18 protein-coding genes are annotated in these 19,693 nt (G+C 67.4%); 9 read left to right on the top strand and 9 right to left on the bottom strand.

Going from position 1 to position 19,693, the window contains the following annotated elements:
* Window positions 1–5 precede the first annotated feature (5 nt).
* The 3 genes from BLR75_RS19160 to BLR75_RS19165 are packed head-to-tail and all read left to right on the top strand — an operon-like array spanning window position 6 to window position 1,164.
* On the top strand, window positions 6–521 hold the full coding sequence (locus BLR75_RS19160; RefSeq protein ID WP_084312223.1) for a CinA family protein: 516 nt from the start codon (window positions 6–8) through the stop codon (window positions 519–521).
* An 11-nt stretch (window positions 522–532) separates the two neighbouring features.
* Window positions 533–685 (top strand): PSPA7_2676 family Cys-rich small protein, encoded by a 153-nt coding sequence (locus BLR75_RS26570; protein ID WP_139207045.1) that lies wholly within the window; start codon window positions 533–535, stop codon window positions 683–685.
* Between the two features lie 32 nt (window positions 686–717).
* Window positions 718–1,164 (top strand): phosphotransferase system, HPr-related protein, encoded by a 447-nt coding sequence (locus tag BLR75_RS19165; RefSeq protein ID WP_084312225.1) that lies wholly within the window; start codon window positions 718–720, stop codon window positions 1,162–1,164.
* 287 nt (window positions 1,165–1,451) lie between these two features.
* On the opposite strand, the gene BLR75_RS19170 is transcribed toward BLR75_RS19165, so the two are convergent.
* The 5 genes from BLR75_RS19170 to BLR75_RS19190 form a co-directional block, all read right to left on the bottom strand.
* Window positions 1,452–1,958 carry a DUF4142 domain-containing protein gene (locus BLR75_RS19170; RefSeq protein WP_084312227.1) on the bottom strand — a complete coding sequence of 169 codons (507 nt, stop codon included), beginning with the start codon at window positions 1,956–1,958 and terminating at the stop codon, window positions 1,452–1,454.
* Window positions 1,959–2,070: 112 nt separating this feature from the next.
* Window positions 2,071–2,403, bottom strand: a complete 333-nt coding sequence (locus BLR75_RS19175; protein WP_084312229.1) for an ElaB/YgaM/YqjD family protein — start codon at window positions 2,401–2,403, stop codon at window positions 2,071–2,073.
* Window positions 2,404–2,580: 177 nt separating this feature from the next.
* A complete protein-coding gene (locus BLR75_RS19180) occupies window positions 2,581–2,760 on the bottom strand; it encodes a hypothetical protein (RefSeq protein WP_084312231.1) in 180 nt (59 codons plus the stop codon).
* Between the two features lie 128 nt (window positions 2,761–2,888).
* Window positions 2,889–3,266, bottom strand: coding sequence for a Rho termination factor N-terminal domain-containing protein (locus BLR75_RS19185; protein WP_084312233.1), 378 nt, complete (start codon window positions 3,264–3,266; stop codon window positions 2,889–2,891).
* Between the two features lie 154 nt (window positions 3,267–3,420).
* On the bottom strand, window positions 3,421–3,852 hold the full coding sequence (locus BLR75_RS19190) for a Rossmann-fold NAD(P)-binding domain-containing protein (protein WP_084312235.1): 432 nt from the start codon (window positions 3,850–3,852) through the stop codon (window positions 3,421–3,423).
* A gap of 328 nt (window positions 3,853–4,180) precedes the next feature.
* On the opposite strand from BLR75_RS19190, the gene BLR75_RS19195 reads away from it, so the two are divergent.
* Window positions 4,181–4,699 carry an MgtC/SapB family protein gene (locus tag BLR75_RS19195; protein ID WP_084312237.1) on the top strand — a complete coding sequence of 173 codons (519 nt, stop codon included), beginning with the start codon at window positions 4,181–4,183 and terminating at the stop codon, window positions 4,697–4,699.
* Here BLR75_RS19195 and BLR75_RS19200 read toward each other — a convergent pair.
* Together BLR75_RS19200 and BLR75_RS19205 are read right to left on the bottom strand one after the other, a co-directional pair.
* Window positions 4,693–6,402, bottom strand: coding sequence for a sensor domain-containing diguanylate cyclase (locus tag BLR75_RS19200; RefSeq protein WP_084312239.1), 1,710 nt, complete (start codon window positions 6,400–6,402; stop codon window positions 4,693–4,695). The genes BLR75_RS19195 and BLR75_RS19200 overlap by 7 nt on opposite strands.
* Window positions 6,403–6,494: 92 nt before the next feature.
* Window positions 6,495–10,550, bottom strand: coding sequence for a bifunctional nitrate reductase/sulfite reductase flavoprotein subunit alpha (locus BLR75_RS19205; RefSeq protein ID WP_084312241.1), 4,056 nt, complete (start codon window positions 10,548–10,550; stop codon window positions 6,495–6,497).
* A 666-nt stretch (window positions 10,551–11,216) separates the two neighbouring features.
* On the opposite strand from BLR75_RS19205, the gene nirB reads away from it, so the two are divergent.
* From nirB to BLR75_RS19220, 3 genes are all read left to right on the top strand, one after another.
* A complete protein-coding gene (nirB, locus tag BLR75_RS19210) occupies window positions 11,217–13,769 on the top strand; it encodes a nitrite reductase large subunit NirB (protein WP_084312243.1) in 2,553 nt (850 codons plus the stop codon).
* Window positions 13,769–14,155: a nitrite reductase small subunit NirD gene (nirD, locus tag BLR75_RS19215; protein ID WP_084312245.1), complete on the top strand. Its 387-nt coding sequence runs from the start codon at window positions 13,769–13,771 to the stop codon at window positions 14,153–14,155. The genes nirB and nirD overlap by 1 nt, the downstream gene beginning before the upstream one ends.
* Window positions 14,156–14,323: 168 nt before the next feature.
* Window positions 14,324–15,967 carry an acetolactate synthase large subunit gene (locus BLR75_RS19220; protein ID WP_084312247.1) on the top strand — a complete coding sequence of 548 codons (1,644 nt, stop codon included), beginning with the start codon at window positions 14,324–14,326 and terminating at the stop codon, window positions 15,965–15,967.
* Window positions 15,968–16,032: 65 nt separating this feature from the next.
* Here BLR75_RS19220 and BLR75_RS19225 read toward each other — a convergent pair whose 3' ends face one another.
* The gene (locus BLR75_RS19225) at window positions 16,033–16,479 is read right to left on the bottom strand and encodes an anti-virulence regulator CigR family protein (RefSeq protein ID WP_084312249.1); all 447 of its coding nucleotides are present in this window, start codon (window positions 16,477–16,479) and stop codon (window positions 16,033–16,035) included.
* A gap of 56 nt (window positions 16,480–16,535) precedes the next feature.
* Between BLR75_RS19225 and BLR75_RS19230 the strand changes: the two genes are divergently transcribed.
* Entirely contained in the window at window positions 16,536–16,928 is a 393-nt protein-coding gene (locus tag BLR75_RS19230; RefSeq protein ID WP_084312250.1) for a GFA family protein, read from the top strand.
* A 27-nt stretch (window positions 16,929–16,955) separates the two neighbouring features.
* Here the strand turns inward: BLR75_RS19230 and BLR75_RS19235 are convergent, their stop codons facing one another.
* Window positions 16,956–17,777, bottom strand: coding sequence for a PaaX family transcriptional regulator C-terminal domain-containing protein (locus tag BLR75_RS19235; protein ID WP_084312251.1), 822 nt, complete (start codon window positions 17,775–17,777; stop codon window positions 16,956–16,958).
* Window positions 17,778–17,894: 117 nt separating this feature from the next.
* Here BLR75_RS19235 and BLR75_RS19240 point away from each other — a divergent pair, with 117 nt between their 5' ends.
* Window positions 17,895–19,541 carry an isovaleryl-CoA dehydrogenase gene (locus BLR75_RS19240; protein WP_084312253.1) on the top strand — a complete coding sequence of 549 codons (1,647 nt, stop codon included), beginning with the start codon at window positions 17,895–17,897 and terminating at the stop codon, window positions 19,539–19,541.
* The last annotated feature ends 152 nt before the right edge of the window (window positions 19,542–19,693 follow it).

Consider the following 19,693-nt stretch of genomic DNA (forward strand, 5'->3'; position numbering starts at 1 on the left):
CGCCGATGGAAAGACCTTCTGCTGCTGCCGCCGAGCTGGTCGCCTACCTGAAGGACGCCGGCCTCACCCTGGTCACCGCCGAGTCCTGCACTTCCGGGCTGATCGCCGCGAGCCTGGCGGAGGTCGCCGATTGCGGCGAGGTGCTGGAAGGCGGCTTCGTGGTCTATTCGCCGGAAGCCAAGCAGATCCTGCTGGGCATCCCGGAACACCTGCTGGACGAGGTCAACCTGACCAGCGAGGCCATGGCCCGCGCCATGGCGCTCGGCGCGCTGGAGCGCAGCCCGGCGAGCGCGGCGCTGGCGGATACCGGGCTGGCCGGCCCGGATGCGAAGGACGGTATCGCCCCCGGCACCCTGTGCTTCGCCTGGGCATTCCGCACGCCCGGCGAATACGTGGTGTTCAGCCGCACCGAGCGCTTTCCCGGCGAACCCTCGACCGTGCGCCGGCAGGCCGCGGACTGGGCGATGAGCCAGCTGGAGCGCTTCCACCGGCAGGCCGGGCTCAGCGAGGACCGCTCCTAGCGGTGGCGCCCATGACCTTCCGTTGCCTGATCAGCGGCTGCCTGTGGAGCGCAACCGAGTGCCTGACGCTGGGCGGAGAGGTCCTCTGCCACGCGCAATGCCGGCGCTGCGGCGCGCATCGCTACGGCGCATGGCGGAACCTGCAGGCTGGCGGGGCGGATTGATGCATTCCCGAACGACCACGGAGGAACCGATCATGGTGGAGAAAGCCAGGAACCCGCAGGAAATCGACGACATCGAGGACCGCATGGGCCCGATGCGCGAGCTGGACTTCAGCGACAAGCGCGACGAGCGCCAGGGCCGTGTCGGCGATGAGCGGCCGCAGGACGAAGTGGAACGGGAGTTCCCGCCCGAGCGCGTGGAGCACGCCGGCATGAGCGGCGGCGAAGCGCTGGAGGACGATACCCTGGAAGAGGACCAGGTCACCTACGACGACCTCAGCCCCGGCACCCTGTACGACGAAACCGGCGCCAACTCCCCCGAGGAGGCGGGGCCGGGCGGCGCCAGCGACAGCGAGCTGAGCGTGGTGGACGAATCAGACATCGGCGGCGGCATCGGCCTGGACGAAGCCGAGCTGGCGCGCTCGGCACCGCTGGATGGCGAGCCGTGGACCGATGATGTGATCGACGAGGAGGAACGGTAGGGCGGGGATTGTAGGAGCGGGCCATGCCCGCGAAATGGCGCGGCACGGCTGGTCGCGGGCATGGCCCGCTCCTACGGGAAAGTCTGGCGTTGTGGCACCCTCACCCCAGCCCTCTCCCGGAGAGAGCAGATTGGCGTCGGGGTGAATGCCGTCTTCCCCGCGAACGCGGGGATCCAATAAACAAGCGATGAGTTTGTAGGGGCGGGCCATGCCCGCGACCATTGGTACGTATGACGTTTTCATGGTTCCCACGCTCTCGCCTGGGAACCATGAAGCCCATCCTGCACTCATTCCGCCCGGCCCTTGACCAGTTGTTCCGCCATGTCCCGGTGATGCTCCAGCAGCGGCAGGCGCGTCCGGGCGAAGTCGCGCAGTTCGGCGTCCTGGCTGTCGCGGGCCACCTGTTCGAACAGCGTCACGGCCTGCTTGTGGATGTACAGCTGCTGTTCGGCGAAGGTCAGGTCGAAGTGGTCGCTCTGCTCCAGCAGCGCGGCCCGGGCTGCGGCGTCGGCCTGCAGCCCGTCGGTGATCGCGATCTCGATGCCTTTCTCCTTCGCCAGGGTCTGCAACTCGGCATCCAGCCGGCCGTGCTCGTCGATCACGCGCTTGGCGTAGACGCGCACGCCGTTGCTTTCGCCCTTGTGCAATGCCAGGCGCGCGCTGTCGATCACCGTCAGGCCGGTGCCGAGGCTCTCCTCGATGAAGGCCCGTGGCGAGACCGGTTCGGCGGCGCCGGTCGGCAGGGCCGGGGCGAGCAACAGGCCGAGGCAGAAGAGGGCGGATGCGGCTTTCATGGCGGCAGGCTCCTGTGGGTCCGGTTATCCGGTGGAGAGCTGCCGGCGGCGAGGGTTCAATAACTTTCCAGGGCGGGGCGCCGCGGCGGCGGCACCCGCTCCTCCTGGCGGCCTAGCGACGATAGAGCAGCACGCAGGCCAGCACACCGCAGGCCAGTCCCGCCAGCAGCGCTACCTGCCAGGGATGCTCGCCGACGTACTCGCCGGTGGCGTGCACCGCCTGGCGGCTCTGGCGGGACAGGTTGCGCTGGGTGCGATTCAGCAGGTGGCGGCCGTCGTGCAGCAGATGGCCGAGGCGGTCGCGTACCTGGGGGATTTCCTCGGCGGCGAGGTGGCGGCCGCTCTTCAGCAGGTGGTCCATTTCATCGATCAGCGACTGCAGTTCGGCGACGGTCTTGCCCTGGATGTTGGCGAGTTCGTGGTGGTTTCGGGAGCTGAAAAGCATGGTGGTTGTCCTCTTCTTCGTTCGATGGACGAACAGTTCGAAGGGTAGCCGCGCCGGGGACAATCTTCCCGCAGGTCCGGCGGACGGTCTTCATACGAATGTGACGCCGCCCGGCGGGCAGCTATAGCTCTTGACCGGGCAGGGCAGAGGCAGGTTCAGCGAAATTGCCGGGAGGAATCAGCGGCCGGGCAGAAGCGGTGCGAGGTAGGTGATGCTGAGCAGTTGCGGAGCGCGCAGGGGGTAGCAGGCGAGCAGCCGGGCGCGGGCCTCGGAGAGGCTCATGTGGCGGGCGAACGAACGCAGGACGGTCTTGCCGGGGAAGCGGTCATCCTGGAAATGTACGAGAAATTCATGCATGGCGGCTGGATCGGCGGCTGGGGCGGGTCCGGTGAGGTCGCCAATGATATCCGGAGGAATGTGCGTCCGGTCTGCCATATGTCAACTCGATGGCACGCACCCCGGTGCGTCGAGCACCGGGGGCCGCCTCACGACGCCTTGCGCAATGCCTCGATCAGCTCCTGCTTGCGCATGGTCGAGCGCCCGGAAATGTTGCGCTTGCGCGCCCGCTCCATGAGTTCCTGCTTGGTCATGCTCTCCAGCCGCTGGCCCGGACGCGGTACGCCGTGCCTGGTCGCCACGGCGCGGCGGGCCGACGACTTGCGGGACTGGCGCTTGGCCTCGGGGCTTTTCTTCTGTCCGGAACCGCCGGTGCGCTCGCCGCCGCCGGACTGCTTGTTCACCGTGGCCCAGGCGCGGGCTTCGGCTTCCTTCTCGGAAACGCCCTTGGCCTCGTAGCTTTCCTCGATGTGCTCGGCCTTGCGTTTCTGCTTGTCGGTGTACTTGTCTTTGTCTCCGCGTGGCATGTGCGCATCCTCCAGGGCAGGGCGCGGAGTGCGCCCGTCTGAACGGGAGAGGGCGCGGCGCGGGCGCCAGTTCAGACCGGCGGATGAACGGCATGCCAAGACCGCTCCGGCGGGCCTGCCGCCGGAGATCGCGGGATGGGATGGGAGGAGCCGGCTACCAGAAGCCGCCGCCGTGGCGCTCGCCCGCGTAGTCCAGGCGCAGGTCGAAGGCGTGCTTGAAGAAGGCGGCGAGCTGGGTGTCCAGCACCATGGTGTTGATCGAGGCCAGACGAGCGGCGACGCGGCGGGTGCGCTGGCTGATCGCGCTGTATTCCTCGTGGACGATACCCTGGGTTGCCGGGTCGGCGATGATCCGGTAGCTGCTGTGGGGCAGGTCGTCGCGCTGGCGCGCGAGCAGGCAGAGTTCAGGGTTGCCGTCGTCGTTGGTGAGCAGTTCGACGGTACAGCTCAGTCCGCGATCCCGAGCGAACCGGCAGGCTTCCTCGAAGGCCGGCAGGGCTTTCTGCAGGACATGGGTTTCGAAAGCGAAGAAGAACGGATCGTCCAGATCATCACGAACAGGATGTGCGGCAGTCTCGCGGTACATTGCCGGGCCCTCCTTGTAGATGAAGCGGTGGGGATCGACGCAGGTATCGCTGCCTGAACCACGCAGATGCGCTTACATCGCCGGCATTGCGGCCGGCCCGCTGACTTCTGCGTTACCGATCGAGGTAGCGTTTTCGTCATTCCTCGCATGACACGTAATTGGCGCCAGACTGTCAACGCACAACTTTGCATATGCAGGCCGCTTGTAAATAGCTAACCGGGGAAATCCGACGCCATTTGCCGCCGTTCAACGGTTCGCCCAAACCCGCCGGCCATTGCCGCTGTCACTGCTGTATCGCCCGGCTTCCGGGCAACTGCGGGGAATGGCGATGGAACTGCTGGAGCGCATCGCGGCGACCCTGGCGTCGGAGTTCGCCGATCTCGGGCAAGTGGAGCAGATCGTCCGCGCCAGCCTGCGCCTGCTGCTGGCGGCGCTGCTCGGCGGGCTGCTCGGTTTCGAGCGCGAGGCCAAGGGCAAGGCCGCCGGGCTGCGCACGCACATGCTGGTGACACTCGGCGCGGCGCTGTTCGTCATGCCGCTGAGCCAGGCCGGCGCGCCGCCGGATGCGCTGAGCCGGGTGATCCAGGGGATCGCCGCCGGCATCGGCTTCCTCTGCGCCGGCACCATCCTGAAGAACGGCAGCGGCGAGCAGGTGAAGGGGCTGACCACCGCCGCCGGGCTCTGGCTGAGCACCACCATCGGCATCGCCGTGGGCCTCGGCCATGCCGCCACCGCGGTGCTGGGCACGCTGGCGGCGCTGCTGGTGCTGCATGCGCTGCTGTACCTGGAGCGTCGCGCCGAACCGCAGGAAAGCCGCCGGGACGAGGACGACGGCCCGCCTCAGTAGCACTCGATGCGGTTGCGGCCGCGCTGCTTGGCGCGGTACAGGGCCATGTCGCTGCGGGTGATCGCCGCCTCCGCGCAGGGGTCGGTGGGGTACATCAGGGCGATGCCGATGCTGATGGTCAGCGGAATGCGCCGGCCGGCCTCGAATACCGGCGTCTCGGCGAGATGCAGCTGGATGCGCCGGGCGATCAGCGCCGCCTCGTCGAGGCCGCTGTTGCCCAGCACCACGGCGAATTCCTCGCCGCCCATGCGCCCGGCCTTGTCGGTCTTGCGCAGCTGGTGACGCAGGATTCCGGCGAAATGCCGCAGCGCCTGGTCGCCGGCGGCATGCCCCCAGCGGTCGTTGATCGCCTTGAAATGGTCCAGGTCGCACATCAGGATCGCCGCGCTGCCGCCATCGCCGCGCTGCAGGCGCGCCAGCTCGGCTTCCACCTGCTGCAGGAAGTGGCGGCGGTTGGAGACCTGGGTGAGGAAGTCGATGGTGGCGAATTCCTGCAGCTCCGCCTCGATCTGCTTGCGTTCGGTGATGTCGGTGATGAAGCCGTGCCACAGCGTGCTGCCGTCGTCCAGCCGCCGCGGGCATGCATCGCCCTGGCGCCAGCGCACGCCCTGCCTGGGCAGGCGCACGCGATATTCCTGGTGCCAGGGCGTGAGGCTCGCCGCCGAGGTGTCCAGCGAAGCCCGATAGGCCGGCAGGTCGTCGGGATGGATCAGCGCATCGACCTGCAGGCTGCATTCGGCGAGCTGTTCCGGCTCGATCTCGTAGATGTCGCGGATGCCGGCGCTGACGTAGGTGAAACGGGATTCGCCGCCCGGCCGCAGGTGGTACTGGAAGGCCATGCCGGGGATCGCGTTGGTCAGGTCGGTGAGCAGCTCCGCCGAGTGCCGCAGGCATTCGGCCATGCTGCGCAGGGCGGTGACGTCGGTGGTGGTGCCGATCATGCGCAGGGCCTGGCCATCGCCGTCGCGGGCGACCACCCGGCCGCGGCTGCATACCCACTTGTAGTTGCCGTCCTTGCAGCGGAGGCGGTGCTCCACCTCGTAGGTTTCCGTGCGGCCGGCGAAATGCGCGAGCATCGCCGCCTTCACGTATTCGATGTCGTCGGGATGGATGCGCCGGTAGCTGTCCTCGATGCGGTCGCCGACTTCCCCTTCGGCGTAGCCGAGCAGGGCCTTCCAGCCGGGGGAGTAGTAGATCTTCCCGGCCGGCACGTCGCGGTCCCAGATGCCGGTGCCGCTGCCGGCGATGGCCAGGGCCATGCGCCGCTCGCTGTCCTGCAGGACCCGGACGTCGGCCTGCATGCGCTGCATGGCGCTTTCCTGGCGGGCGTTCAGGACGGCCTGGCGGGCGAGTTCCTGGAGGAATTCGAAGCCGGCGTGGTCGAGCTGCCGGGCACCGCGGTCGAGCAGGCAGATTGCGCCGATCTGGCGGTTATCTTCGTCGATCAGAGGGCAGCCGGCATAGAAACGGTGCTCGGGGTGGGCATCCCTGATGCGCGCGTCGCGGTGCAGGTCGGGGACCACCTGCGGCGTGTCGCAGGCGGCGAGCGGAAGGTAGCGGGTGGCGTCGGCAAGCCCCAGGCCGGCGCAGCCGCGCGGATAGCCGTCGATCACGACGAATGCCGCGCAGCAGCCGAAATGCTGCAGGACCAGGCGTGCTATGCCGTCGAATGGTTCATTCCCTGAAAGATGGTGCGAAGGCATGGCGCGGTTCCGTCATCTGCATCCGGCGACAAATCGAAGCGACTACGCTGGAGTCTATACCGGCAACCTGCCATCTGCCTTCTCCCGGAGCGTCAGTAGACGTCGCGCAGATAGCGTTTTTCTGCCGTCAGTCGGCGAATCCACTCCGCCGCAGTATCCTCGCCCAGCCCGCCATGGGTCCTGGCGACCTTGCGCAGCGCCTGGTCGACGTCCTTGGCCATGCGGCTGGCGTCGCCGCAGACGTAGACCCGCGCGCCATCCTGCAGCCAGCGCCAGAGTTCGGCGCCCTGTTCGCGGATGCGGTCCTGCACGTAGATCTTCTCTGCCTGGTCGCGGGAGAAGGCCAGGCTGAGGTGGTTCAGCAGGCCGTCGCGCTGCATGGATTCGAGTTCGTCGCGGTAGTAGAAGTCGCTGGCCGCGTGCTGTTCGCCGAAGAACAGCCAGTTCCGGCCGCTGTCGCCGCGCGCCCGGCGTTCGTGGAGGAAGCCGCGGAACGGCGCCACGCCGGTGCCCGGGCCGATCATCACGATGGGCGTGTCGCCGTCGTCGGGCAGGCGGAAGTGCTTCGACTGCTGCACGAACAGCGGCACCGCGCCGTCCTGCAGGCGGTCGGCGAGGAAGGTGGAGGCCACACCCTTGCGCCTGCCGAAGCGCACGGCGGCCACGGTCAGATGGACTTCACCGGCGTGGGCCTTGGGGCTGGAGGCGATGGAGTAGAGGCGCGGCTGCAGGCGCTTGAGGCTGGCGAGCAATTCGTCGGCATTGCAGTCGATGGGGAAGGACTGCAGCAGGTCGGCCAGTTGGCGGTCCCACAGCCAGTCCTTCAATTCCTCCCGGCGCGGGCCGAGCAGCTGGCGCAGGTCTTCGCTGCGGCTGCGCTCGGCGATCAGCGCAAGGGATTCGGCGCTGGGGCGGGCGATCTCGAAGTGGCTGGTCAGGGCCTCGCGCAGGGGCAGCTCGCCGACCTTGGCGACCGTCACCGGCTGCTCGCCGTCCAGGCGGATGAGATCGAGCACTTCCTGCACCAGTTCCGGGCAATTGCGCGGCCATACGCCGAGAGCGTCTCCCGCCTCGTAGGCCAGGCCCGTCCCGGCGATATCGAAGGCGAACAGGCGGGTGTCCTTGTTCGAGCCGGGGGCGTTCAGGCGCTGGTTGATCTTCAGCGGTGCGGGGCAGGGCTTGTCCTTGCTCGGCGGTTCGCTGGCGACCGGCGTGGCCGTGGTCGGTTTGAGCAGCGGCAGCAGCTCGCCGAGCCAGGCGTCGGCGCGCTCCTGGTAGTCGGTGTCGCATTCCAGTCGAGGGAGCAGGGCGCTGGCGCCCAGTTCGGCAAGGCGCGAGTCGAGGTTCTTGCCGTGCTGGCAGAACTGGTCGTAGCTGGGGTCGCCGAGGGCCAGCACGGCGTAGCGCAGGCCCTTCAGTTCATTGTGGGTTTTCAGGCCGTCCCAGAAGCCCTGGCCGTTGTCCGGCGCGTCGCCGTCGCCGAAGGTGCTGCTGAGCAGCAGCAGGTTGTCGACTTCCTTCAGCTTCGCCGGCGCGTAGTCGGCCATGCTGCTCAGCTCGACGGCGAAACCGGCCTCGCCCAGGCGCGTGGCGAAGCGCTCGGCGAGGGCTTCGGCGTTGCCGGTCTGCGAGGCCCAGAGCAGGGTGACCGGCGCGGCGATGGCCTCGTCGTTGGCCGGCACGCCGCCTTCGATACGGCTGAACAGGCCGGCGAGCATGCCGTCCAGCCACAGCCGGGCGGGCGTGGCGAGCGGCGCGTGGGGCGGCAGGCAGGGCACGCCGCCGTTGTGGTTGCGCAGGCCGTTGATGAAGCCGGACAGCCAGGTGCGCTCGCTGTCATTCAGCTGCGGCGGCGCGCTGGCGTCGATACCGACCTGCGCGGCGAAGGCGTCGATGCGCGACATGGTGGAATCCTTTGCAAGTTGAGAAGAGTGAAGTGGGGAAGGGCTGGCGAGCGCCGCGGGGGCGGGCGTCTCGAGAAACTGGTGGTCGATCAGCTCGACCCGGCGCAGGGCGACCGCGCTGAACTTGAATTCCGGCTGCTGCGACAGCGGGTCTACGGCGTCGCTGGTCACCGCGTTGATCGCGAGGTTCTCGCCGTAGACGTCGTTCCAGTGGAACGGCGCGAAGCAGGCGCCCGGCTGCACGCGCTCGCTGACCACCACCGGCAGCACCGCGTGGCCGCGGCGCGAGCGGATTTGCAGATGGTCCCTGTCGCGCACGCCGAGGGTTTGTGCGTCGTGCGGATGCACCTCGACGAAGGGACCGGGGTTGAGCTTGTTCAGCGTGGCGACCTTTCCGGTCTTGCTCAGGGTGTGCCACTGGTGCTGCAGGCGGCCGGTGTTGAGCACGAAGGGGAAGTCGGCGTCGGGCATCTCCGCCGGGTCCATGTGCGGGCGGGCGAAGAACCGCGCCTTGCCGTTGGTCGTGGCAAAGGCAAGGCGCGGCTGTCTGCCGTCTTCGGCGCGACGCAGGTGCTGGCTGACGCCATCGTTCAGGTAGCGCAGGGGATGGCGATCGGCGCCATCGTCCGGCGGGCAGGGCCATTGCAGCGGGGTTTCGCGCAGGCGCGCATGGCTGGCGCCGCGCAGGTCGTAGCCGGTGTGGGGGTTCCAGAAGCGCTTGATCTCCTCGAACACTTCCTCCGCCGATGCGTAGTCGAAGGCCTCGGCGAAGCCCATGGCGCAGGCCACGCGGGCGATGATCCGCCAGTCGGCCATGGCTTCGCCGGGCGGCTCGACGGCCTGCCGGGTGAGGGTGAGGTTGCGCTCGGAGTTGATCAGCACGCCGTCCGCCTCGGCCCACAGCGCGCCGGGCAGGAGGATGTCGGCATGGCGGTTGGTTTCGGTGTCGAGGAAGGCGTCCTGGGCGATCACCAGTTCGGCGGCCTGCAGGGCTTCGATCACGCCGCCGCGATTGGCGACGCTGGCGACCGGGTTGGTGCAGATGATCCAGCACGCCTTCACTTCGCCGGCGCGCATGGCGTCGAACAGCGCGATGGTGCCGGCGCCGGCCTCGCTGCGCAGGGTTCCGCGCGGCAGGTTCCAGGCGTCCTCGACGAAGGCGCGGTCCTCTTCGACCAGCGCCGAACGCTGCCCCGGCAGGCCCGGGCCCATGTAGCCCATCTCGCGGCCGCCCATGGCGTTGGGCTGCCCGGTGAGGGAGAACGGGCCGCTGCCGGGACGGCAGATCCTGCCGGTGGCGAGATGCAGGTTGCAGATGGCGTTGGTGTTCCAGGTGCCGTGGGTGCTCTGGTTGAGGCCCATGGTCCAGCAGCTCATCCACTCGCCGGCTTCGCCGATCCACTGCGCCGCCTGGCGGATGGCGGACTCGTCCAGCCCGGTGAGCAGGGCGACATGCTCCGGGGTGTAGTCGGCGAGGAAAGCCGGCATCTGTTCCCAGCCATCGGTGAATTCGGCGATGAAGGCTTCGTCGCAGTGGCCGTTCTGCCACAGCAGGTGCAGCAGGCCGTTGAGCAGGGCGAGGTCGGTGCCGGGGCGGATCGGCAGGTAAAGGTCGGCCTTGTCCGCCGTGGCGGTGCGCCGGGGATCGACGACGATCAGGCGGGCGCCGGCCTTGACCCGGTCCAGCATGCGCAGGAAGAGGATCGGGTGGCAGTCGGCCATGTTCGCGCCGCTGACGAAGAACAGGTCGGCGCGGTCGAAGTCCTGATAGGAGCCGGGCGGTGCATCCGAGCCCAGCGACAGCTTGTAGCCGCTGCCGGCGCTGGCCATGCACAGCCGTGAGTTGGACTCGATCCAGCGGGTGCCGATGAAGCCCTTGGCCAGCTTGTTGGCGAGGTACTGCGCTTCCAGCGACATCTGGCCGGAGACATAGAAGGAGAGGGCATCCGGGCCGTGCTCGGCGAGGATCGCCGTGAGGCGCGCGGCGGTGGCGTCGATGGCATCGTCCATCGCGGTCTGCACGGGTTCATGGCTGCGTTCGTGGCGCAGGTAGGCGTGCTCCATCCGCCCCGATCCGGCGATGGGCTGGTGGCAGGTGCTGCCCTTGGTGCACAGGCGGCCGAAGTTGCTCGGGTGGCTCCTGTCGCCCGAGACCTTGACCACGCGGTTGTCCGCGACCTCCATGACGATGCCGCAGCCGACGCCGCAGTATGGACACACGCTTTTTACCGTTCTGCTCGCCATAACCTTTTCCCGCCAGAAACGAAAAAGCGCCATGCCGCCCTCCGTTATAACGGGGGCAACACGGCGCCTTTGTCGTGGGTTGGGGCAATCGGCGTTGATTGCCCTGTCGGGGTTAAAGCAAGGTGCGCGCCAGATCGGTAGGGCGGGGGGAAACCCGCCGACATTTCGGTGGAGGGGATGCGGCTTTTGTAGGAGCGGGCCATGCCCGCGAAACGTGGTGCGGGGCGATGGTCGCGGGCATGGCCCGCTCCTACGGGAGGCAAGCCATCCGCCACGTCGGACGCAGGAGCGTCCATGGATGCATTCCCACGCGGGAGCGTGGGAACGATGAACACCGTGCATGGGGCTGGGGCAAAACGGCCTTTTGCGCACCGTTTTGGTTCCACTGGAATGCACGGCGATTCCGTGGAACCACTCCAAAGGCCCATTATTCGTGGCGTTCACCGAAACTGGCACACCCACTGCATATGTCCCGTCGAGCCCGCCGCGAACCTCGCCCGGGCCGCCCGACCGATCAATGGCGATCAGCGACCCGGGCTACAAAGGTGCTCCAGGCAGCGTGGCCCGGCGGCACCCACGAACGAACAGGCAAAGGCGCCTGGGACCCTCCGGTTCCAGGCGCCTTTTTTTGTCTCCGCAAAAGACGTGATTGGCTGGGAGCTTTCCATGAACGCTACCTTCAACGATTTGAAAACGCTGGTCGTCATCGGCAATGGCATGGTCGGTCACCACTGTGTCGAGCAACTGGTGGCGCGCGGCGCGCTGGACAGCTACCGCATCGAGGTATTCAGCGAGGAACCGCTGCGCGCCTACGACCGTGTGCACCTCTCCGAATACTTCGGCGGCCGCGATGCCGAGTCGCTGGCCCTCGGCGAAGCCGAGCTGTACCAGCGTCCGGGCGTGACCCTGCACCTCGGCGTGCCGGTGCTGGAGATCGACCGCGAGCGCCGCGAGGTGATCACCGCCAACGGCGCCGTCGCCTACGACAAGCTGGTGCTGGCCACCGGTTCCTACCCCTTCGTGCCGCCCATCGAAGGCGCGGAGGGCGACTCCCGTCTGGTCTACCGCACCCTGGGCGATCTCGACACCATCCGCGCGGCGGCGACCAACGCCCGCCGTGGCGTGGTGGTCGGCGGCGGCCTGCTCGGGCTGGAAGCGGCCAACGCGCTGAAGTCCCTGGGCCTGGAATCCCACGTCGTGGAGTTCGCCCCGCGGCTGATGCCGGTGCAGCTCGACGACTTCGGCGGCGCCGCGCTGAAGAAGCGTATCGAGGACCTGGGCGTCGGCGTGCACCTGTCGCGTGCCACCCAATCCATCAGCGTCGGCGAGGAGTACCGCTACCGGATGAACTTCGCCGGTGACGAATATCTCGACACCGACCTGATCGTCTTCTCCGCCGGCATCCGTCCGCAGGACGCGCTGGCCCGCGAGTGCGGCCTGGAACTCGGCCCGCGCGGCGGCGTGGCCATCGACGGCGCCTGCCTGACCAGCGATCCGGACATCTACGCCATCGGCGAATGCGCCGCCTGGAACGGCAGCGTCTTCGGCCTGGTCGCGCCGGGCTACCAGATGGCCCGCAACGTCGCCGCCCAGCTGTGCGGCGAGGACGCCGAGCCGTTCATGGGCGCGGACATGTCCACCAAGCTCAAGCTGCTCGGCGTCGACGTCGGCTCCATCGGCGACGCCCACGGCGCCACGCCGGGCTCACGCAGCTACCGCTTCATCGACGAAGCCGCCGGCAGCTACCGCCGCCTGGTGGTCTCCGCCGACGGCAAGCAGGTGCTGGGCGCCGTGCTGGTCGGCGACAACAGCTACTACGACACCCTGCTGCAATACGCGCAGAACGGCATCCAGCTGCCGGCCGATCCGTCCGTGCTGATCCTCCCGGCCGGCGAGGCGGCCCCGGCGCTGGGCGCCGACGCGCTGCCGGCCAGCGCCACCGTGTGCTCCTGCCACAACGTCAGCAAGGGTGCGATCTGCTCCGCCATCGACGGCGGCTGCAGCGACCTCGCCGGGGTCAAGGCATGCACCAGGGCCGCAACCGGCTGCGGCGGCTGCTCGGCGCTGCTCAAGCAGGTGGTCGAGCACGAACTGAGCGCACGCGGCGTGGCGGTGGACAAGAGCCTCTGCGAGCACTTCGCCTTCACCCGCCAGGAGCTGTACGGCATCGTCCGCGTGGAAGGCATCGAGACCTTCGACGAGATGCTGGCGAAACACGGCAAGGGCCACGTCGGCTGCGACATCTGCAAGCCGGCCATCGGCTCGATCCTCGCGTCCTGCTGGAACCGCCCGATCCAGGAGCCCTGGCTGGTGGCGCTGCAGGACACCAACGACACCTTCATGGCCAACATGCAGAAGAACGGCACCTACTCCGTGGTGCCGCGCATCCCCGGCGGCGAGATCACCCCGGAAGGGCTGATCGTCATCGGCGAGGTGGCCCGCAAGTACAACCTCTACACCAAGATCACCGGCGGCCAGCGCATCGACCTGTTCGGCGCCCAGTTGCACGAGCTGCCGGACATCTGGGCCGAGCTGATCGCCGCCGGCTTCGAGACCGGCCACGCCTACGGCAAGTCGACCCGCACGGTGAAATCCTGCGTCGGCAGCACCTGGTGCCGCTACGGCGTGCAGGACAGCGTGAAGATGGCCCTCGACATCGAGAACCGCTACAAGGGCCTGCGTTCGCCGCACAAGCTGAAGTTCGCCGTTTCCGGCTGCACCCGCGAATGCGCCGAGGCGCAGAGCAAGGACGTCGGCGTGATCGCCACCGAGAAGGGCTGGAACCTCTACGTGTGCGGCAACGGCGGCATGCGCCCGCGCCACGCCGAGCTGTTCGCCACCGACCTCGATGACGAAAGCCTGATCCGCTACATCGACCGCTTCCTGATGTTCTACATCCGCACCGCCGACAAGCTGCAGCGCACCTCGGTGTGGCGCGAGTCGCTGGAGGGCGGGCTGGACTACCTGAAGGCAGTGATCATCGACGACAGCCTGGGCCTCGGCGCCGAGCTGGAGGAGCAGATGCAGATGGTGGTCGACCGCTACGAATGCGAGTGGGCCAACGCCCTCGAGAACCCGGAAAAACTCAAGCGCTTCCGTACCTTCGTCAACGATTCGCGTCCGGACCCGGACATCCATTTCGTCAAGGAACGCGGCCAGCGCCGGCCGGTCCGCGAGCATGAACTTCACCTGATTCCCGTAGCAAAGGAGGTGGTCTGATGGCCCAGCACAGCGCAGAACGCATCGATAGCCGGATGTTCGACAGCAACCCGTACTGGCAGGACGTCTGCAGCCGCGACGACCTGGTCCCCAACTCGGGCGTGGTGGCCTGGGTCGAGGGCCGGCAGGTGGCGCTGTTCTACCTGCCGGGCGAGGTGGGCGGCGAGAAGCTCTACGCCGTGGAGAACCGCGATCCGCTGTCCGGCGCCAATGTCATCGGCCGCGGCATCGTCGGCCATCTCGGCGGCTCGCTGGTGATCGCCTCGCCGCTGTACAAGCAGCACTATCGCCTGGAAGACGGCAGCTGCCTGGAGTTCCCCGAGCAGCAGCTGCGCGTCTGGCCGGTGCGCCTGAACGGCGGGGCGGTGGAGATCGGTCTCGCCTGAGCGGGCTCCGCCACGGGCGAGTTTCGGGCCGCCCGCGAGACAGGCGCGTGGCGCTCGATACCGGCCGGCGGCCAGGTCGGTGTCGGCGCGCTACGCTGAAACGACCGGGGCCGGGCGCTGCTGCAGCGTCCGGTCTCTCCGAGTCACCATCCCAGAGGTAGCAGCAAGATGGCCAAGGCCGCCGATGTAGTAGTGCAATGCCTGGAGAGCGAAGGTGTCGAGTACGTCTTCGGCATTCCCGGCGAAGAGAACCTCGACCTGCTCGAATCCCTGCGCAAGTCGAAGATCAGGCTGGTGCTCACCCGCCACGAGCAGTCGGCGGGCTTCATGGCCGCCACCTACGGCCGCCTGACCGGCAAGACCGGCGTGAGCCTTTCGACCCTCGGCCCCGGCGCCACCAACCTGGTCACCGCCGGCGCCTACGCCTATCTCGGCGGCATGCCGATGCTGATGATCACCGGCCAGAAGCCGATCAAGAAGTCCAAGCAGGGGCGTTTCCAGATCCTCGACGTGGTCGGCATGATGCAGCCGCTGACCAAGTACACCCACCAGCTGGCCTCGGCCGACAATATCCCCTCGCGGGTGCGTGAGGCCTTCCGCCTCGCCGAGGAGGAGAAGCCCGGCGCCGTGCACCTGGAACTGCCCGAGGACATCGCCGCCGAGCAGACCGACAGCCTGCCGATCCCGCGCAGCCTCGGCCGCCGCCCGCTGGCCGAGCACAAGGTGATCCGCGCCGCGGTGGACAAGCTGCAGGCCGCGCGCAGCCCGATCCTGGTGATCGGCGCCGGGGCCAACCGCAAGATGACCGCCAAGGTCCTCAAGCAACTGATCGACCGCACCGGCATTCCCTTCGTCACCACCCAGATGGGCAAGGGCGTGGTGGACGAGCGCCACCCGCGCTTCCTCGGCAACGCCGCGCTGTCTTCCGGCGACTTCGTGCATCGCGCGCTGGAAGCGGCCGACCTGATCGTCAACATCGGCCACGACGTGATCGAGAAGCCGCCGTTCTTCATGGTCCGCGGCGGCACAGAGGTGATCCACGTGAACTTCCGTTCCGCCGAGGTCGACCCGGTGTACTTCCCGCAGATCGAGGTGGTGGGCGACATCGCCAACGCCGTCTGGCAGATCGGCGAGGCGCTCACCGACACCTCGCACTGGGACTTCACCCGCCTGCTGGCGATCCGCGAGGCCAACGAGGCCCAGGTCGCCGAAGGCGCCGACGATCCGCGCTTCCCGCTGTACCCGCAGCGGCTGGTCGCCGACGTGCGCCGGGCGCTGCCGTCGCAGGGCATCGTCGCCCTGGACAACGGCATGTACAAGATCTGGTTCGCCCGCAACTACAAGGCGCACATGCCCAACACCGTGCTGCTGGACAACGCCCTGGCGACCATGGGCGCCGGCCTGCCGTCGGCCATGGCCGCCCACGTGGTCTATCCGGACAAGCCCATCGTCGCGGTGTGCGGGGACGGCGGCTTCATGATGAACAGCCAGGAGCTGGAAACCGCGGTGCGCCTGAAGATGAACCTCACGGTGATCATCCTGCGCGACGACGGCTACGGCATGATCCGCTGGAAGCAGGCGAACATGGGCTTCACCGACTTCGGCCTGGACTACGGCAACCCGGACTTCGTGCTGTACGCCCAGGCCTACGGTGCCCAGGGCCACCGCGTGGAGAGCGCCGACGGCTTCCTGCCGCTGCTGCAGCAGTGCCTGGGGACTCCGGGCGTCCATGTGATCGACTGCCCGGTGGACTATTCGGAGAACGACCACATCCTCAACACGGAAATCCGCGAACGCAGCCTGGCGGTCTGAACGGACGAGAGGCAATCACCGGAGGCAGCCTGTCGAAGGCTGCTTCCGGTGGCGGTGCGATGGGCTCAATCGAGCACGTCATGCAGGACTTCGTAGATCAGCCCCGTGGCGGCCGCAACCAGGATCAGGTCCGTTCCGGCCTGGACCCAGTCGTAACCGTCGTAGTGCGGCAGCTGGCCGAGGAGCCTGCCGTCGAGCTTCTTGGCGATCCCCGGCGGCAGCGGCTTGCCTCGCGCCAGGTTCTTCTGGATGCCCGGCGGCAGGGGCGAGGCGGGGGCCCAGTAGTCGCGGTGGCCGTCGAGAATGACACGGATACCGCCGACATCGACTTGCGGCCCGCCGCGGTAGGCATTGCTGCCGCCCTGGCTTCCCTTGCCCGGATTGCCGTGTTGCTGGGCATGGGCGTTGCCCTTGGCGTTTCCATGGCTGTTGCCCGGATCGGCCAGCGACAGTGGCGGGGTGCCCAGCAGGGCGAGACTGGTGAGGACGGCGATCAAGGTATGTGGCTTCATATCCCTTTCCTTTCGTTGTGAGCGTTCCGACCGCTTGATATTAGAGGAGGAGCAACATGGATCGGTTCACCGGCGGCTGTCTGTGCGGGAACGTCCGGATCATGGCGTCCGGACTCCCATACCGGGTCGGCATTTGTCACTGTCTCGACTGCCGCAAGCATCATGGGGCGCTGTTCCACGCTTCCGCGGTGTTCCCCCGGGATGCGGTGACGATCGATGGCGAAACACGCGACTACGCCGGGCGCTTCTTCTGTCCCCGCTGCGGCTCGTCCGTATTCTCGCGCAGCGCAGACGAAATCGAAGTGAACCTGGGCTCGCTGGATGCTCCTGACCAGCTGATGCCGACCTACGAACTCTGGACCGTCCGCCGCGAGTCCTGGCTGCCGCCGTTTCCGCTCAAGCGGCGATACGAGCGCGACCGTGACGCTTCGGGGCGCTTCGAGGAGTAGCTGGCACGAGCGGGCCACGCCTGTCTGTCAGACGCTTGAAGCGAGGTAGTCGCGCCAGATCTGGTGGCCCACGGCATCGTAATGCCTGACCGCCTCACGGAAGGTCTGGCGACTCGCCACGCTGACCAGAGGGGCTGGCAGCAGCGGGTCGAACACCAGTTGGCGTATCGCCTGGTCGCCGAGGAAGTAGGTTTCCCGGGCTGCATCTTCCAGGGGCATTTCCTTGAGGCGCCCGAGGGAGTCCTCGATCCGGCGCTGGCCATCCCGATAGGTTCGCTCCAACTGCTGGGAGTCCCAAAGCCCCCTGGCCTTCGCCTCGCGCTCATCATCGAACTGCGTTGCCAGGAACACGGGAACCTGCGCCTCCAGGCCGAGACTCAACAGGCGGGCGCGAACGAAGAGCACGCCGTCCGCGAAATTGTCCGGGCGCACATGGAGACCTTCTTCCAGCTCGTGCATGCCCAGGAAAGCGAGTGCCCGCTGGCGCGCGCGCAGCTCCTTGCGGTCGCTGCGGCCTTGCGCGGAGGTCGAGGCCGTCACCCAGCCGCCATCCCAGCTGCGCAGGCTTTGTTCGGCGGTTCGCCAGGCGCCGACCTCCTGGGCGAGCGCCTGGCCATCGGCACCGAGGCGATACGCACCCCGAGCCACCGTCTCGATCAGGCCCGCGGCCTGGAGTCTGGCCAGGGCCACACGGGTGTTATTCGGCGAGATGCCGAACAGCGCTCCGGCGCGTACGGCGCTGGCTGCATCCAGTTCCTCGTCCTTCCTGCTTCCAAGAAGTTTGAGCAGCAGCTGACGAGGCGTGGGTGCGGCGTGTTCGTCGGCGGAATCAGGGATCAGGTCAAGCAAGGGAGAACCTCGGCAAGAAAAAAGACGACGTCAGGCGACCGGAAACATATTACACCAGTTGACGATATAGTTATGTTGTGTGTAATTTTCTTTCACCAACCCTATGGAGGTGCTCCCATGTCGACCGATGCCCAGTTTAAGACCCACGAGGTAGAGAACCAACCACTCCCCATGGCTCCGCTCAACGCCTGGCTGAGCGACAAGCCGCTTCAGGAGGCGGTCGAGCGGAACGGCGGGATCTGGGCCGAGAAGCACCTCTCCGATTTCGGCCAGGTCGCCGGCCACGAACTGATGGAGGCCGGTGAGCAGGCCAACCGCAACAAGCCGGTGTTCCACCCCTTCGATCGCTATGGCCGCCGCGTCGACCACGTGGAATTTCATCCCGCGTACCACGAGCTGATGCGCCAGGCCATGCAGGGCCAGGTGCACAGCTTCTCCTGGCGCCACAAGGATCAGGCCGGTTCCCATGTGGTGCGCGCTGCGCTGCTCTACATGTACAGCCAGGCGGACGCCGGCACCTGCTGCCCGCTCACGATGACCCACGCCAGCATTCCGGCGCTGATGCATTCCCCGGAGATTGCGGATGAGTGGGTTCCGCGCATCCTGGCTACCGGGTACGACCCGAGAACACTGCCGGCGAACCGGAAAACGGCGCTGACCATCGGCATGGGCATGACCGAGAAGCAGGGCGGTTCGGATGTTCGCCGGAACACTACGCGGGCCATTGCCCAGGCTGATGGCAGCTACAGGATCGTTGGTCACAAATTCTTCTTCTCGGCCCCGCTGTGCGATGCCCACCTCATCCTCGCCCAGGCCGAGGGTGGTTTGAGCTGCTTCCTGCTGCCTCGTGTGCTGCCCGATGGCTCGCTGAATGAAGTCCGTATCCAGCGTCTGAAGGACAAGCTCGGGGACTGGAGCAACGCCTCGTCCGAAGTGGAGTTCCAGGGTGCCACCGCGTACCTGGTCGGCGCGGAAGGGCGTGGCGTCCCGGTCATCATCGAGATGGTCTCGCTGACCCGCCTGGACTGCATGATCGGCTCCACCGGCCTGATGCGTCAGGCGCTTGTCCAGGCCCTGCACCACACCCGCAATCGCGAGGTGTTCGGCCGCGTGCTGATCGAGCAGCCGCTGATGCGCAACGTGCTGGCCGATCTGGCGCTCGAATGCGAAGCCAGCGTTGCACTGACCATGCGCGTTGCACGCGCCGTGGACGGCGCACGGCGCGATAGCCATGAGGCGGCCTTCGCCCGTATCGCCACGGCCATCGGCAAGTACTGGATCTGTAAACGTACCCCGGCGTACGTCAACGAGGCCCAGGAGTGCCTGGGCGGTATCGGCTTCGTGGAAGAGAACATCGTGCCCCGTCTGTACCGCCAGGCCCCGCTGAACTCCATCTGGGAGGGCAGCGGCAACGTGCAGTGCCTCGATGTGCTGCGTGCGCTGCAAAAGGAGCCCGAGGTGCGCAATGCGCTGTTCGTCGAGCTGCAAGGCGCAATGGGCAGGAATGCCCTCTACGACAGGCATGTGGATTGGCTCAGGAACGCCTTCGAAGATGTGGCCACGCTGGAAGTCCGCAGCCGCCTGGTCGTCGAGCGCGCCGCCCTGGCAATCCAGGCCGCGCTTCTGCTCAACGCAGGCAATCCGGAGATCGCGGAGACCTTCTGCCGCTCACGTCTCGCTCGGGAGCAGGGCTTCGCCTACGGCACGCTCGACCCGGACGCCCCGCTGGATCTGCTCATCGCGCGGGCAAGTCCGGCGGTGTGATGGGTAGCGTATCCGTCATCGCTCCTGAGATTACAAAAAAAATAAAAAAATAAGCTGTTTGTGTAACTTTCGGGGCGATGGACCTGGTCCACGCCTCCGTCTACCCGGTGCCCCCTGGGATCTCATCCGCTCCGCGCCGGCGAATCGCAGGG

The sequence above is a fragment of the Pseudomonas jinjuensis genome (assembly GCF_900103845.1).
GTDB classification, from domain to species: domain Bacteria; phylum Pseudomonadota; class Gammaproteobacteria; order Pseudomonadales; family Pseudomonadaceae; genus Pseudomonas; species Pseudomonas jinjuensis.